The organism is Bacillus paranthracis (assembly GCF_001883995.1).
Classification (GTDB): domain Bacteria; phylum Bacillota; class Bacilli; order Bacillales; family Bacillaceae_G; genus Bacillus_A; species Bacillus_A paranthracis.
On the sequence record NZ_MACE01000042.1, the window covers coordinates 1 to 13,761 of the forward strand.

A 13,761-nucleotide genomic window follows, 5' to 3' on the forward strand; every position below is an offset into this window, starting at 1 on the left:
GAGGCAAAAAGCGCCTCGTAATCAGGAGTTCCAACACCCTCCTGTTCTGAACGAGCCGCTTCCGCTTTTAATGATATCCAGCTCCGGTGACTAGAACAGTCGGTCATTTCGCGCCTTCCTGTTCTGAGCAAGTCACCTCCGCTTTAAAGTCTATTACTGATTCAAGAACGCACGTAGCATCCAAGCGTGTTTTTCTAGTTCTGTGTAGATGCCTAGTAGTAGGTCAGATGTCATTTCGTCGTCAGAGTTTTGAGCGATTTCCATGCCTTTTTTCAGTTCGACTAGCATCATTTCGTAGTCTTTCATGATTGCTTCGACCATCCCTTCTGCAGTTTCTCCGTATGCTGCTTCTTGAATAGAAGATATTTCTAGGTACTCTTTCATTGTTGCTACTGGTTTGCCGCCAATTGCTAAAATACGTTCTGCAATTTCATCGATGTGAGTAGCTGATTCTGTGTAAAGTTCTTCGAATTTCTCATGTAATGTGAAGAATTGAGGTCCTTTTACGTACCAATGGAAGTTGTGTAGTTTTGTGAATAAAACGCTCCAGTCTGCTACTTGTTTGTTTAATACTTCGATTACTTGTTTGTTCATTATGATCAATCTCCTTTTGAGTTGTTATGTGATATCAATTACTAATTTATAATTATTATAATCTAGTAATTCGTATAAATCAACCCTTTTGCTGGAATTAATTTGAACAAATTATGAACTGTGTAAATAAAAATCCCTATTACTGTAGAGTAATAGGGATTTTGTTTGATATATAGCTCTTGTTCTGAACGAGCCGCTTCACCGTTTAGTTGTTATACAGCTTTTTTATTCTCTTCTACATCCTGTCCATCCCAGCACTCTGTATTTTGTAAGCCAGGGATAGAGCTTGCAACGAAAACAGGATCTTTTCCTTGTTTCTTTTGCTTCATATAGTCTACTAATGCTGCGTAGGCGAATTTGCTTAGGAATGAGATGGCAATTAAGTTTGTCAATACCATTAGTCCCATGAATAAATCAGCTAAGCTCCAAACTGTTTGAAGGGCAGCGATTGATCCGAAGAATACCATTCCGACAACTGCAACGCGATAAATCATTAACCAAGTTTTGCTTTCTTTAATAAATGCGATGTTTGTTTCACCATAATAGTAGTTTCCTAGTAAAGAACTGAACGCGAATAGGAAAATAATAATTGCTAAGAAAGTGCTTGCCCATGGTCCGATTTGTGAACTTAATGCATTTTGTGTTAATTCAATACCCTGTAAATTTGTTCCTTTGTAAAGTCCAGAGCATAATACGATAAATGCTGTTGATGTACATACTAAGAATGTGTCTACGAAAACACCTAACGCTTGAACAAGTCCTTGTTTGACAGGGTGAGATACATCTGATGTTGCGGCTGCGTTAGGGGAGCTACCCATACCTGCTTCTGTTGCGAATAGACCGCGCTGAATTCCGAACTTAATTGCTGCTCCAATACCACCAGCGATGGCTTGGTCTAAACCGAATGCGCCATTAAATATTTCCATAAAAATGCTTGGTAACATAGTAAAGTTGTTAATAACAACAAAAATAGCCACACCAATATAAATGATTGCCATTGGAGGAACAATCATTTCCGTAATACGTGAAATGCTCTTAATACCACCGAAAATAATAACTGCAACTAATAAAGCTAATAGAGCTCCTACGATCGTTCGCTCTAGTCCAAAAGCATTTTCAAATGCTATTGTTACTGTGTTTGCTTGTACAGAGTTGAAAATTAATCCGTACGCAACTGTAATAAGAAGTGAGAACCAAACACCCATCCAGCGTTTGTTTAATCCTTTTTCCATATAATATGCTGGGCCACCACGGAATCTGCTTCCATCTTTTACTTTATAAATTTGCGCGAGCGTACATTCTACGAAACTAGTAGCTGCTCCAAGGATAGCGATAAACCACATCCAAAATACTGCGCCAGGTCCGCCCATTGAGATAGCTAATGCTACACCAGCTAAGTTTCCGATACCGATACGTGCAGCTGCACTTAAGCAAAATGCTTGGAACGGTGAGATGCTATCTTTCTTTTTTTCTTTTCGATTAAATCCTTTACTAATTAATCCGACCATCTCACCGAAATGAGTAATTTGGACAAATTTTAATTTAAAAGAGAAATAAAGACCGAAGCCGATTAGCATTGCAATAAGAATATATGACCATAAAATATTATTCGTTACCTCAAGGAATCTGCTAAAGATATCAACCATATAATACACTTCCTTTTTTCCGTAATAAGAAAATTATATGCAAAAAATATACGAGAATCAATTTTTCTAAAAAATCATGTTACTTAAATATATTTTGTGTTATGATTATGTTACATGATAATATTTTTAGAATTATTTACATTTTAAAAAACTAAATGTAAAGCGAGAAAGAGGGGATGATTTGAAAGAAGAATCTTTATGGAAAGTAAGCCTTGAGAGTTTGAAAATGAGAAGTAATATATGTTTTATCATTACATCTTTTAGTATCTTTTTAGGAGCCACTTATTATTACAATAAAAGATTTCCAAATCACAGGTATCCTGAATGGTTAGAATTTCTAAAATGGATTGGATGAACAAAAGATAGAAAAACAGAAAATTTAAATAAAATTCGAGGAGGAGCTAAAGATGAATATTAGAGAAAGTGAACTTCCGGGTATTGGCTATAAATTTCAAATCGTTACGAAAGGTAATGAAAAGATGGTAATTGTTATTCATGATGACGGACGTAGAGAAATGTATCATTTTGATTCAGACCATGAAGAAAGTATCTCAAGTATTTCATTACGCGACTCAGAGGCAAGACAAATTGCAGCAATATTAGGTGGAATGGTGTATAAACCTAGAGCATTAGAAAATGTTGAAATGGTCTTTGAAGGTTTAGCGATTGAGTGGTTTAAAGTAGAGAATGCTGCGCCAGCAATCGGAAAAACAATCGGCGATCTGGAAATAAGAAAAACATATAGCGTAACGATTATTGCAGTTATGAAAAAGAATATGAAAAAGCTATTTAATCCAGGACCAGACACGGTAATTGAAGAAGGCGATATGCTTGTAGTTTCAGGCGAGAGAGAAGAAATTAAAAAAATTATTAATGAGTTACTTTCGAATAGGGGGACTGACTAGATGGATACGTTAATTTTTGAAGTTGGTACAGCGTTAGTATTAGTTGCAATTGCGGCAGTAATTGCTGGAAAGTTTAAATTCTCAGTCATTCCGTTTCTAATTGTTCTTGGGATGCTAGTGGGACCACATGCGCCGACAATAGGTGTGATCGATTTCAAATTTATTGAAAGTGCAAATGTAATTTCGTTTCTTGGACGGATTGGCGTTCTGTTTCTTCTGTTCTATCTAGGACTAGAGTTTTCAATGAAAAAACTAATTAAATCTGGACGTTCTATTGCGATTGGTGGAACGATCTATATTTTAATTAACTTTTCACTTGGGTTATTATACGGATTTATAATGGGATTCCCTTTACTAGAAATCTTAATTATTGCGGGGATTATTACGATTTCTTCTAGTGCTATCGTTGCAAAGGTGTTAGTGGATTTAAGAAGAACTGGTAATAATGAGACCGAATTAATTTTAGGAATTATCATGTTCGAAGATATATTCCTGGCTGTATATTTATCAGTCGTTTCTGGATTAGTTCTAGGGGATCACGCTTCATTCTTAGGTGCCCTTACTTCAATCGGAATTGCTTTAGGATATATGCTTCTATTCTTTATTGTAGCTAGAAAGGCGACGCCGTTATTAAATAAATTGCTCAATATTAGTTCAGATGAAATTTTCATTATTGTAGTATTTGCTTCATTATTCTTTATTGCAGGATTCTCGGAAACAATTCACGTTGCTGAAGCAATTGGAGCACTTCTTTTAGGGTTAGTTTTCTCTGAGACAGAGCATAGTGACAGAATTGAACATCTCGTTGTTCCATTTAGAGACTTTTTCGGAGCTATTTTCTTCTTCAGTTTCGGATTAAGCATTGATCCGTTCTCACTGGGCGGAGCGATATGGTTAACGTTAGGTGCTGTCCTTCTTACAATCATCGGAAACTTTATAGCAGGGATGATTGCTGGGAGACAAGCTGGATTATCTCATAAAGCATCAACAAATATTGGATTAACAATCGTTTCAAGAGGAGAATTCTCCATCATTATGGCCAATATTGGTATCGCGGGTGGTTTAATGTCAGTCTTGAAGCCATTTTCAGCACTATACGTGCTTATACTATCTATCTTAGGTCCACTTCTGACGAAAGAGTCAAAGAATGTATATAAATTTTTAAATAAAGTCTTTAAGTGGGATACGAAGACTAACTAAATTTAAAAAATAAAAGTAAAAGATATGTATGAAAAATTGATTACGGAAAAGGAATCTATGTCGATATAGATTCCTTTTTGATTGGCATTTTTTCAAGGATGAAAGAATACGTTTAATATTTACTATATTGTGGCATACATATAGAAAAAGGATGCTTGGAAAGGGGAATAAAGAGAAATGGAACTCCAGTTTCAAAATGTATATCAACAGGTGGAGAATTGGTATGTGTTGGATTCGGAGCTTCCTTGGGATGTCAAAAGGCTTAGAGACGATTTATTTTCACTGATTGAAGTATGTAAAACACCGGTTATTTTTTGTGATACGTGTGATGCGAATCATGTCCTTTTATCATTAGGAGAAGAAGAAGAGGAATTTTTATTCCCGGTAGGTGGTTTTTATCATAAAGAAAAACAATTAATTTTTGTTTGTATGTGGGAAGAGTATGAGCAAGTCCTTAAAACACTACTGCATGAATTTCGTCATGCAATGCAGCATAAGAGCGAAGTATTATATGTGGGAAGTGAATTGTACGAAGATAGATGGATTGAGAAAGATGCGAGAAAGTTCGCGGAGAGGAAGTTAGATGAATATAAAAATAGAAAGCTAATGTAAAGCATAGTGGAGAAATGACGCTGTGCTTTCTTTGTTTCTTACTAAAAATAAGTAATTGACTTTTATAAAGTTTAGTTCTAAACTAATGGTATGAAACGAGCGAGGTGATGAAATGAAAACAGAAGATAGACTAGGTTTACTCCTATGGTTTCGTTTATCACGTTTTTATAACAAAAGTATTCGTGAGACGAATCAGCATTTGAAAGAATGGAATGTATCTGCCGCTCAGTTTGATGTACTAGCTCAAGTTGGAGGGCATGATCGTTTAACGCAGCAAGAGCTTGGAAATAAGCTATTTGTTACGAAGGGAAATATTACACAGCTTTTAAATAAAATGGAGCAGCTTGAGTGGATTCGTCGTGAACAAGAAGGTACTACAAAATATATTTCATTAACAGAAAAGGGAAGAGCTTTATATGAAGAAATCGTCCCGCCTCAAGAAACATTCCAAGCGGAGCAGTTTCAAAATTTAAATGTAGAAGAACAACATCAATTATTACAATTACTAAAAAAGTTACAGTGAGAAAAATTTAAAAATAAATCTTGAATTCGAGATAATATGAGGTGAACGGTATGTTTAGAAAAGTTGATCATAAAAATATGGGAAGAGCAAATCACGGTTGGTTAAATACACATTTTCATTTTTCCTTTGCCAATTACTATAATCCTAATAACATGAACTTTGGTGCATTACGTGTAATTAATGATGACTTAGTAGCACCGCAAACTGGTTTTGATATGCATCCACACCGCGATATGGAAATCATTTCGTACGTTGTAGACGGTGCTTTAACACATGAAGATAGCATGGGGAACCGCGGAACAATTGAGCGTGGACATGTTCAATATATGAGTGCTGGCACAGGTGTATTTCATAGTGAGCATAATTTAGGAAATGAAACATTACGTTTATTACAAATTTGGATTTTACCAGACCGTGAGGATCATAAGCCAAACTATGGTGAGTTTAAATTTGATTGGAGCAAGCGTGAAAATGAATGGTTTCATATGGTATCTCAAGTAGAAGGCGGGGCACCAATTCAAATTCATCAAGATGCGAATTTATATTCTTTATCGTTAGAAGCAGGAAAAGAAATTCATTTTCCAGTGAAAGAAGGCCGTCAATTGTATGTTGTACAAATTGAAGGTAGTAGTGTAATCAATGGTGAGCCACTTGTTATGCGTGATGCAGCAGAAGCGATTGAAGAAGATATTCATATTGAAGCGAAAGAGCAATCACACTATTTAGCAATTGAATTGAAAAAGCAATAAAATGTTTATAAAAAAGAGGACGTCCGATAGGATGTCCTCTTTTTTTGAGTGGAATTGTCAGAAAAAACTTTCTCAAATTTTAGGTAAAGGTATCCACTTGAAAACCAAGAACTGTATAAAAGTGTCAAAAATCTTTAGGGAATGGGGAATGTTATAGTGAAAAAGCAAGTCATTTCATCAGCATTAGCGTTAACTGTTATCGCCGGGGGATTTGGAACATTTGGAGCAACGACAACGAAAGCGGAAGAACAAAAAATTCAATACCATCAAGAATTTAAAACGCCTGCATACATAGGTGAAGAATGGAAAGCACCGGAAGGACTAGATAAAAAAGAAACGGTCTTTCAATATTTAGAGAGTAAGAAAGATATGTTCAAATTAGCAGGAAATATTGATAAACACTTTAATGTCGTTGGGGAAGAAAAAGATGCTGAATCCGGTACAACACACGTGAAGCTAGTTGAGAAACATAATAACATTCCTGTGTACGGTTCAGATCAAACAGTTACACTAGATAAAGAGAATAATGTAAAAGCATTCTTCGGACAAGTTATTCCGAATTTAGAGGATAAAAATATTCCTGCATTTGCAAAGATTAGTGCAGAGCAAGCAGAAACAATTGCAAAGGCAGATATTGAAAAAGAAGTTGGTAAAGTAAAGAATTATGACGGTGTGAAAAAAGATTTATATGTGTATGAAAAAGATGGGAATTACTATCTTGCATACTTAGTGAAAGCGTCGATTTCAAAGCCAGCTCCAGGGTATTGGCATTACTTTGTTGATGCAACGAATGGAAATGTGATTGAGAAATATAACGCTGTAGATCACATTACAGGATTTGGTTACGGAGTACTAGGAGCTAGACAATCATTTGAAATTGCTCAAGATGAGAAAACAGGACAATTCAACTTGTTTGATGGTAAACGAGGACAAGGTATCCATACGTTTGATGCAGAAAATATGGATGAAAACTTGTTTAATTTATTCTCACAATGGCTTGGATATACAGGAGAAGAAGTTGAAAGTAAATCTAAGTTCTTCGAAGATAAAGCTGCAGTTGATGCGCATGTAAACGCAGGAAAAGTATATGATTACTACAAAAAGACATTTAATCGTAACTCTTTCGATGATAAAGGCGCGAAGCTTATTTCGACTGTTCACGTTGGAGAAAGCTGGAATAACGCAGCTTGGAATGGTGTACAAATGATGTATGGTGATGGCGATGGAAAAACATTCATTCCATTATCTGCTGGACTAGATGTTATCGGTCACGAATTAACGCATGCTGTAACGGAACATACAGCAAATCTTGTTTATAAAAATGAGTCAGGTGCGTTAAATGAATCGTTATCTGATATTATGGGTGTCATGGTTGAGAAGAAGAGCTGGGATTTAGGTGCTGACATTTATACACCTGGAAAACCTGGTGATGCACTTCGTTCTCTGAAAGATCCAGCGTCTATTCCAAATCCATTAAAACCAGGTGAAGGTTACCCAGATCATTATAATAAACGCTACACTGGAACAGCTGATAACGGCGGCGTTCATATTAACAGTAGTATTAACAATAAAGCTGCATACTTAGTATCTGAAGGCGGGGAGCATTACGGCGTGAAAGTAACAGGAGTAGGCCGTGAAGCGACAGAAAAAATTTATTACCGTGCTCTTACGAAATATTTAACTGCAAACTCTGACTTTAAGATGATGCGCCAAGCAGCACTTCAGTCAGCTGAAGATTTATATGGTAAAAACTCTAAAGCTGTACAAGCTGTAACGAAAGCTTATGATGCAGTAGGCGTAAAATAATAAGAGAAAAAGACCTGACTAGGATGTCAGGTCTTTCTGTATTTAGTCGCGAATACCTAATGCGATTTTCGCCATACGTGACATGCGTTCTTTAGACCAGGGCGGATTCCATACGACATTTACTTCTATTTCATTGACTTCAGGTACGTTCGTTGATAATACTTTTTTTACGTCTGATACAATTTGCCCAGCCATTGGACAACCGATAGAAGTCATAGTCATCGTAATGACAGCATTATTATTTTCATCTGCTGTAACGTCATAAACTAATCCAAGATTAATAATATCAACACCGAGTTCAGGGTCAATAACAGCTTCTAAGTTTGCATATAACTTTTCTTCAAATGCTTGTTGTGACATGTGTAGCACCCCCTACATATTAATGATATCGATTCTCATTATAACGGATATATACATAAAGTGCAGGAAATGAGCTCAAAAAAATATTCCTCTTGGAAGAGGAATATTTTTGGAATGGCTATTCAGTTTTAAAATGTGATACGAGTTGATCTAATTCTTCAACTGTTTGTTTCATTTGTTTAGCTGTTTGTGTCATCTCATTCATCGTAACGACTTTTTTCTCAGCAGATTGTGCTGTTGCCGCTGTTTCACTAGATACTTCAGTCGAAATAGAAGCGATGTTATTCAGTGAAGCGTTCATTTCTTCAGCACTTGCAGCCATTTCTTCAGCAGTTGCTGAGATGTCTTGCATTTGAGTAGATACTTTGTTTACTTGTTCTACAATTGTTGTGAAGGAATTTCCAGCTTCACGAATGACATGAATGCCTTCAGATGCTTCCGAACGGCCTTGTGACATCATAGAGCTCGCAGTTTCAGTGTCTTGTTGAATTTGATGTAGTAATTGGTTAATATCTGTTGCAGCAGTTTTAGATTGTTCAGCAAGTTTTCTAACTTCGTCAGCTACGACAGCGAAGCCTTTTCCTTGTTCGCCAGCACGAGCTGCTTCGATAGATGCATTTAAAGCAAGTAAGTTTGTTTGTTCCGCGATATTAGAAATAGATTGTACAGCTGTATCAATATACTTCGTGTGGGTGATTAGACGTTCGACCACTTCTGACGTAGCATTTACAGCGTCGTGTATCGTTGTCATTTGTGAAACAGATTTTTGAATAACAGTATTTCCATCGTTAGCTTGTTCAGATGTAGCTACAGCAAGTTCAGTTACAGATGTGGCAGATTCAGCAATGCGCTGAACACTTACTGCCATATCGTCCATTGCAGTTGAGCTTTCTTCCATGCTAGCGGCTTGTGATTGAATACTCTCATTTAAGTTGGACATTGTGCTTTGAACTTTTATCGTTGCCTCGCGTGATATATTCGTCTTTTCTAGCATGTTTTCAGAAGCGTTTTGTACTTCTACAGATGTTTTTTGAACACGATTAATGATATGTTGTAGGTTTTCTAACATTTTATTAAATGATGTTGCGATCGTACCAATTTCATCATTACTGTTTACTTGTAGGCGGGCTGTTAAGTCACCTTCTTGAGATGATAATTCTTTTAGTTTACTATCAATTTGTTGAATTGGTTTTACAAGTTTACCAGAGAACCACCATGCAAGAGTGATAGCTACGATAATGCAAATAATAAGTGATAAGAAGACAACATATTCAATTTGTAGTGAAGATTGATCAATTTTTTTAATAGATTGATCACGTAATTTAGCCTGTTCATTACTGTAATTTGTGAAGTCACCAATTACTTTATATACAGTATTATTTTCTGCATAAGCTACTTGTAGTGCCTCTTCCCACTTTTGTTCTTTTGCAAGAGGGAAAACTTTCTCTTCAATGAATTTTCTCCAAGTGGATCCTGATTCCATTGTATTTTTTACAGATTCAGAAAGGTTAGGATTTGAAAGAAGTTGCTCTTTCTTATCTTCAAGAAGTTTACTCATCGAGTTAAATTTGTCTAATTCGACCTGATCATGTTGTAATAAATAACCTCTTAAAGCAGAGAGCTGTACTTGATAAGCATCTCCGCGCTCTTTTAATTGTGTTGCAAGAGGAGAGATTTCTTTTTGTAATGCTTCAGTTTGACGAGATTGATCCATGGTAAAAAATAAAATAAAAGCTAAGGCGACGCCAAATAAAGCGCAAATCGTTCCCATCATAAACATTAGTTTTTTTCGAATGCTAATAAAATTCATATGATAAAAAGCTTCCTTTGTGAAATCTTAGTATTAGAATTAATAAATTTAAAAAATTGAAAGAAAGCTTTACTCCAGATGGAACAAAGCTTTCTTCTTTCCTTTAGGAATTATAGCAGACGGAATGGGAGATAGAAAGAAATATTTTAAAGTGAAAAAGAGAGACTGTAAATCTCTCTTTTTAAAACCTTGGAGCTCATAGAAGTATAAATGAAAATTTTGCTTTAAACGTTTGTCTTGAAATGAGAAACGAGAACTTCAAGTTCTTGCACAGTCGTTTTCATTTCAGATGCTTTTTTAGCAACGACACTCATTTTGTTTACTTGGTCACCAGCTGAAGTTGCTGTTTGTGATGTTTCGGCGGCAACCTCATTTGAAATAGAAGCGATGTTATTTAAAGCTGCGTTCATTTCTTCAGAACTTGCGGCCATTTCTTCAGCAGTTGCAGACACCTCCTGCATTTGTGTAGAAACTTTGTTAATGTGGTTAACAATTTCTGAGAATGAAGATCCAGCAGTACGAATGACTGTAATGCCTTCAGAAGCCTCTGATTGACCTTGCGTCATCATTTCATTTGCTATTTTTGTATCTGCTTGAATTTGATGAAGTAAATGGTTAATATCAGTTGCTGCTAGCTGAGATTGTTCAGCAAGCTTTCGTACTTCATCGGCAACAACAGCGAAGCCTTTTCCATGTTCACCAGCACGAGCCGCTTCAATGGAAGCATTTAAAGCGAGTAAATTCGTTTGTTCCGCGATATTAGAAATAGATTGAAGTGCAGTATCAATATGATTTGTATGTGTAATAAGTCGTTCTACTACTTGTGATGTAGCGTTCACAGCTTCATTAATGGTATGCATTTGTGTAATAGATTTCTCAATGACTTTATTCCCACTATCAGCTTTTTCTGAAGTAGTAACAGCTAGGCTAGCAACAGAAGAGGCGGATTCTGCAATACGCTGAACACTTGTTGCCATATCGTCCATTGCAGTTGAACTTTCTTCGATGCTGGAAACTTGTGAACGAATATTATGCTCAAGAGCATTCATAGTCTCTTCAGTTTTGGCGGTATTTTCCATAGAAGCAGTTGTTTCGATAAACACATTTTCAGATGCTTCTTTTACACTTGTTGATGTTTGTTGCACTTGTTTTATTATACGTTGTAAATTAGCGAGCATTTGATTAAAGGAATTGGCGATATCACCAATTTCATCTTTACTCGTTACATGCAATCTAGCAGTTAAATCACCATCTTGCGAAGCTAATTCTTTTAATTTCTCATCAATTTGTCGTATCGGTTTAACGAGCTTACCAGAGAACCACCATGCTAATAAAATAGACGTTACTGTACATGTAATAAGTGAGAAGAAAATAATATATTGAATAAGCGATGAAGAAGACTCCACGTCGGCAATTAATGCGTCACGTTTATCATTTTCTTCATTTGCATATTTCGTAAAACGACTTAAAAGGTCGTTTACGTAATCAGTTTGAGCTAAAGCGATTTTAGATGCTTCGTCCCATTTTCCTTCGCGAGCGAGAGGGAGGACTTCATTATCTATAACGCTTCGCCATTTTCCGCCCATTAAAATGGCTTCTTTCATTCCTTCCGAAAGTTTTTTATCACTGGTTACTTTTTCTCTCGTATCAGCTAGTTTTTTTCCTTCTCGGTTGAATTTATCCAATCCTTTTTGATCATGTGATAGTAAATATTCTTGTAAACCAGCAACTTGTGCTTGGAACCAATCGCCACGTTCTTTTAAAATGGTTGCTCTTTTGGAAACATCATTTTTTAACGTTTCAATTTCGCTCGCTTGGCTCATAGCGAATGAAAGAATAACAATAAGAGCAATGCTAAATAAAGAAGAAATGCTTAAGAGTGTGAACAGTAGTTTTTTTCGAATACTAACATATTTCATCGTTACCCCTGCCTTTTTAAAAACTGTTTATTATAATTTATAAATATTTAGAGCAGAATTAATAAAAACATCATTATGAAGTTATTAATCTGTTCAATAAAAATTATAGCAGATAATGGAATATGGCAGATTCATATGAGTAAATGTTCTTAAAATGTATACATTTGCATATCAAAAAATTCATAAATAAAAATAAGAAATGCTATTGTAATTTGAAATAACATCATGTATACTTCTAATTAGTTGATAACGATTATCAGTATCAACTAAAGACATTACTCTTCGTTATGTTGGTCATACCCCTTTTTGACGACGTAAGTCAGAGACGAAATGTTGAAATATCTTGTGTCCTATTCTACAGAATTATGGTAATCTCCAACCTCAACTTATATGCGTGAGCATGCAAAAAGGATCCTATCCGTGAAGGGATCCTTTTTTGCATGATGTCGCAATTAATGTATAGAGACCCGGTACACGCTCTTCCATTCCTTCCGGTGCAGTAGAAGGGAAGACCCATCTTTGATGAGGCCCGTGTTCTTCAACTAGTTTTTCAATTTTAAAATGTTCTTCTGCAAGTGTTGTAATAATTTCTCCTAGCGTCCAGCGGCGGATGGTTGTTTTAGGTAACGATTCTTTCTGCGCTTCTGTAAGAAGGATGCTATAAGCAACATCCTCTTCAATTAATTCTTTATCAAAATAATTTCCATTGGCCTGAAATGATGGGTGGTCGACTCCTAATAATTTAGTATAAACAGGGTGATAGTCACGAAGGATCAGCATTCCATCTTCTTTAAGTAAAGTAGCAATTTTTTGAAAGAGCGGTTTTAAATCTAAAAAATAATGGAGTACACCGAGTTCCAGCAATACGATATCAAATGATTCGGAGAGCTGCACATGTAATACATCAGAAACGACATATTCGATAGAGACACGGGCTGCGTCCGCAAGTTCATTTGCATATTTTGCATTACTTGCTGAAATATCAACAACTGTTACGTCAGCTCCTAAAAGAGCGAGAGCAACAGCTTTATTTCCTTTTGACCCGAGTAAATTAATAATACGTTTTCCTTTCGGAGATTGTATGTAAGGTAAATAGTGATCTACCTCACGCATAGGGTCTTCTATGATTTTTTTCGCATAATCAGCTGGTGCCCCGTGACGATTCGTCCAAGCTTCATAAGCAGCTGCATTCCAGCTTTTTTCATTACGTGTGCTTAGTTGTTTTTGATTCAATTATATCACTCCTTTTGTGAACGTATAGGTATTCGGCAGGGGGATGGAATTTCCTTTTCTTTCTAGATAAAAGTTTGATTTTTCTGTAATTAAGTCGTACAATACTTGTTATACGTAAAAGCGTTGAAAAGGAAAAGTAGGATGAACACATTCTTTCCAGAGAGCTTCGGTAGCTGAGAAGAAGCAAGAATATTCATTTGAACAATGGCCTTTGAGCTTCGTCCTGAACTTATCAAATGATAATAGTAGGCGGCGACGAGAGTTGGTACTCGTTATCAAAACCACAGTATAAGAGCATATAGCTCCGTACTTGTTAAGGCTAATTATGTGAGTAATTGGCGAAATAAGGTGGTACCGCGACTGTTTATACAGCCCCGCCCTTATCTTTTTTTAGATAAGGGCGG

The 13,761-nt window shown here is 36.0% G+C and carries 12 protein-coding genes and 1 other annotated feature; of the genes, 6 read left to right on the forward strand and 6 right to left on the reverse strand.

The genetic code is table 11. From position 1 onward, the window contains the following. Positions 1–153: 153 nt before the first annotated feature. Both BAQ46_RS15710 and BAQ46_RS15715 read right to left on the reverse strand, forming a co-directional pair. The gene (locus tag BAQ46_RS15710; RefSeq protein ID WP_001041890.1) at positions 154–594 is read right to left on the reverse strand and encodes a Dps family protein; all 441 of its coding nucleotides are present in this window, start codon (positions 592–594) and stop codon (positions 154–156) included. A gap of 212 nt (positions 595–806) precedes the next feature. Next, positions 807–2,240, reverse strand: a complete 1,434-nt coding sequence (locus tag BAQ46_RS15715) for an alanine/glycine:cation symporter family protein (RefSeq protein ID WP_000227570.1) — start codon at positions 2,238–2,240, stop codon at positions 807–809. Positions 2,241–2,647: 407 nt separating this feature from the next. On the opposite strand from BAQ46_RS15715, the gene BAQ46_RS15725 reads away from it, so the two are divergent. From BAQ46_RS15725 to nprB, 6 genes are all read left to right on the forward strand, one after another. Further along, the gene (locus BAQ46_RS15725) at positions 2,648–3,145 is read left to right on the forward strand and encodes a cation:proton antiporter regulatory subunit (protein WP_001026068.1); all 498 of its coding nucleotides are present in this window, start codon (positions 2,648–2,650) and stop codon (positions 3,143–3,145) included. Next, complete coding sequence (locus BAQ46_RS15730) at positions 3,146–4,345, forward strand: cation:proton antiporter (protein ID WP_000380208.1); 1,200 nt, start codon at positions 3,146–3,148, stop codon at positions 4,343–4,345. Positions 4,346–4,522: 177 nt separating this feature from the next. Beyond that, positions 4,523–4,957 (forward strand): DUF3920 family protein, encoded by a 435-nt coding sequence (locus BAQ46_RS15735; protein WP_000422825.1) that lies wholly within the window; start codon positions 4,523–4,525, stop codon positions 4,955–4,957. Positions 4,958–5,069: 112 nt separating this feature from the next. Next, positions 5,070–5,480 (forward strand): MarR family winged helix-turn-helix transcriptional regulator, encoded by a 411-nt coding sequence (locus BAQ46_RS15740; RefSeq protein WP_000845457.1) that lies wholly within the window; start codon positions 5,070–5,072, stop codon positions 5,478–5,480. A gap of 50 nt (positions 5,481–5,530) precedes the next feature. Further along, positions 5,531–6,229 carry a pirin family protein gene (locus BAQ46_RS15745; protein ID WP_061131782.1) on the forward strand — a complete coding sequence of 233 codons (699 nt, stop codon included), beginning with the start codon at positions 5,531–5,533 and terminating at the stop codon, positions 6,227–6,229. A 156-nt stretch (positions 6,230–6,385) separates the two neighbouring features. Further along, entirely contained in the window at positions 6,386–8,035 is a 1,650-nt protein-coding gene (nprB, locus tag BAQ46_RS15750; protein WP_061131781.1) for a neutral protease NprB, read from the forward strand. A 42-nt stretch (positions 8,036–8,077) separates the two neighbouring features. On the opposite strand, the gene BAQ46_RS15755 is transcribed toward nprB, so the two are convergent. From BAQ46_RS15755 to BAQ46_RS15770, 4 genes are all read right to left on the reverse strand, one after another. Further along, positions 8,078–8,395, reverse strand: coding sequence for a metal-sulfur cluster assembly factor (locus BAQ46_RS15755; RefSeq protein ID WP_000082521.1), 318 nt, complete (start codon positions 8,393–8,395; stop codon positions 8,078–8,080). A 118-nt stretch (positions 8,396–8,513) separates the two neighbouring features. Next, positions 8,514–10,205 carry a methyl-accepting chemotaxis protein gene (locus BAQ46_RS15760; RefSeq protein ID WP_071742133.1) on the reverse strand — a complete coding sequence of 564 codons (1,692 nt, stop codon included), beginning with the start codon at positions 10,203–10,205 and terminating at the stop codon, positions 8,514–8,516. Positions 10,206–10,429: 224 nt separating this feature from the next. Then, on the reverse strand, positions 10,430–12,124 hold the full coding sequence (locus BAQ46_RS15765) for a methyl-accepting chemotaxis protein (RefSeq protein WP_071742134.1): 1,695 nt from the start codon (positions 12,122–12,124) through the stop codon (positions 10,430–10,432). Between the two features lie 414 nt (positions 12,125–12,538). Continuing rightward, a complete protein-coding gene (locus BAQ46_RS15770) occupies positions 12,539–13,357 on the reverse strand; it encodes a class I SAM-dependent methyltransferase (RefSeq protein WP_071742135.1) in 819 nt (272 codons plus the stop codon). A gap of 114 nt (positions 13,358–13,471) precedes the next feature. Further along, positions 13,472–13,742: a binding site (T-box leader), on the forward strand. Positions 13,743–13,761 lie beyond the last annotated feature (19 nt).

What these genes read in the sequence shown, in the direction of transcription:
- BAQ46_RS15760 (WP_071742133.1), bottom strand. Translation starts at nt 10,205, where the DNA reads ATGAATTTTATTAGCATTCGAAAAAAACTAATGTTTATGATGGGAACG.
- BAQ46_RS15765 (WP_071742134.1), bottom strand. Translation starts at nt 12,124, where the DNA reads ATGAAATATGTTAGTATTCGAAAAAAACTACTGTTCACACTCTTAAGC.
- BAQ46_RS15740 (WP_000845457.1), top strand. Translation starts at nt 5,070, where the DNA reads ATGAAAACAGAAGATAGACTAGGTTTACTCCTATGGTTTCGTTTATCA.
- BAQ46_RS15725 (WP_001026068.1), top strand. Translation starts at nt 2,648, where the DNA reads ATGAATATTAGAGAAAGTGAACTTCCGGGTATTGGCTATAAATTTCAA.
- BAQ46_RS15715 (WP_000227570.1), bottom strand. Translation starts at nt 2,240, where the DNA reads ATGGTTGATATCTTTAGCAGATTCCTTGAGGTAACGAATAATATTTTA.
- BAQ46_RS15710 (WP_001041890.1), bottom strand. Translation starts at nt 594, where the DNA reads ATGAACAAACAAGTAATCGAAGTATTAAACAAACAAGTAGCAGACTGG.
- BAQ46_RS15755 (WP_000082521.1), bottom strand. Translation starts at nt 8,395, where the DNA reads ATGTCACAACAAGCATTTGAAGAAAAGTTATATGCAAACTTAGAAGCT.
- BAQ46_RS15745 (WP_061131782.1), top strand. Translation starts at nt 5,531, where the DNA reads ATGTTTAGAAAAGTTGATCATAAAAATATGGGAAGAGCAAATCACGGT.
- BAQ46_RS15730 (WP_000380208.1), top strand. Translation starts at nt 3,146, where the DNA reads ATGGATACGTTAATTTTTGAAGTTGGTACAGCGTTAGTATTAGTTGCA.
- BAQ46_RS15735 (WP_000422825.1), top strand. Translation starts at nt 4,523, where the DNA reads ATGGAACTCCAGTTTCAAAATGTATATCAACAGGTGGAGAATTGGTAT.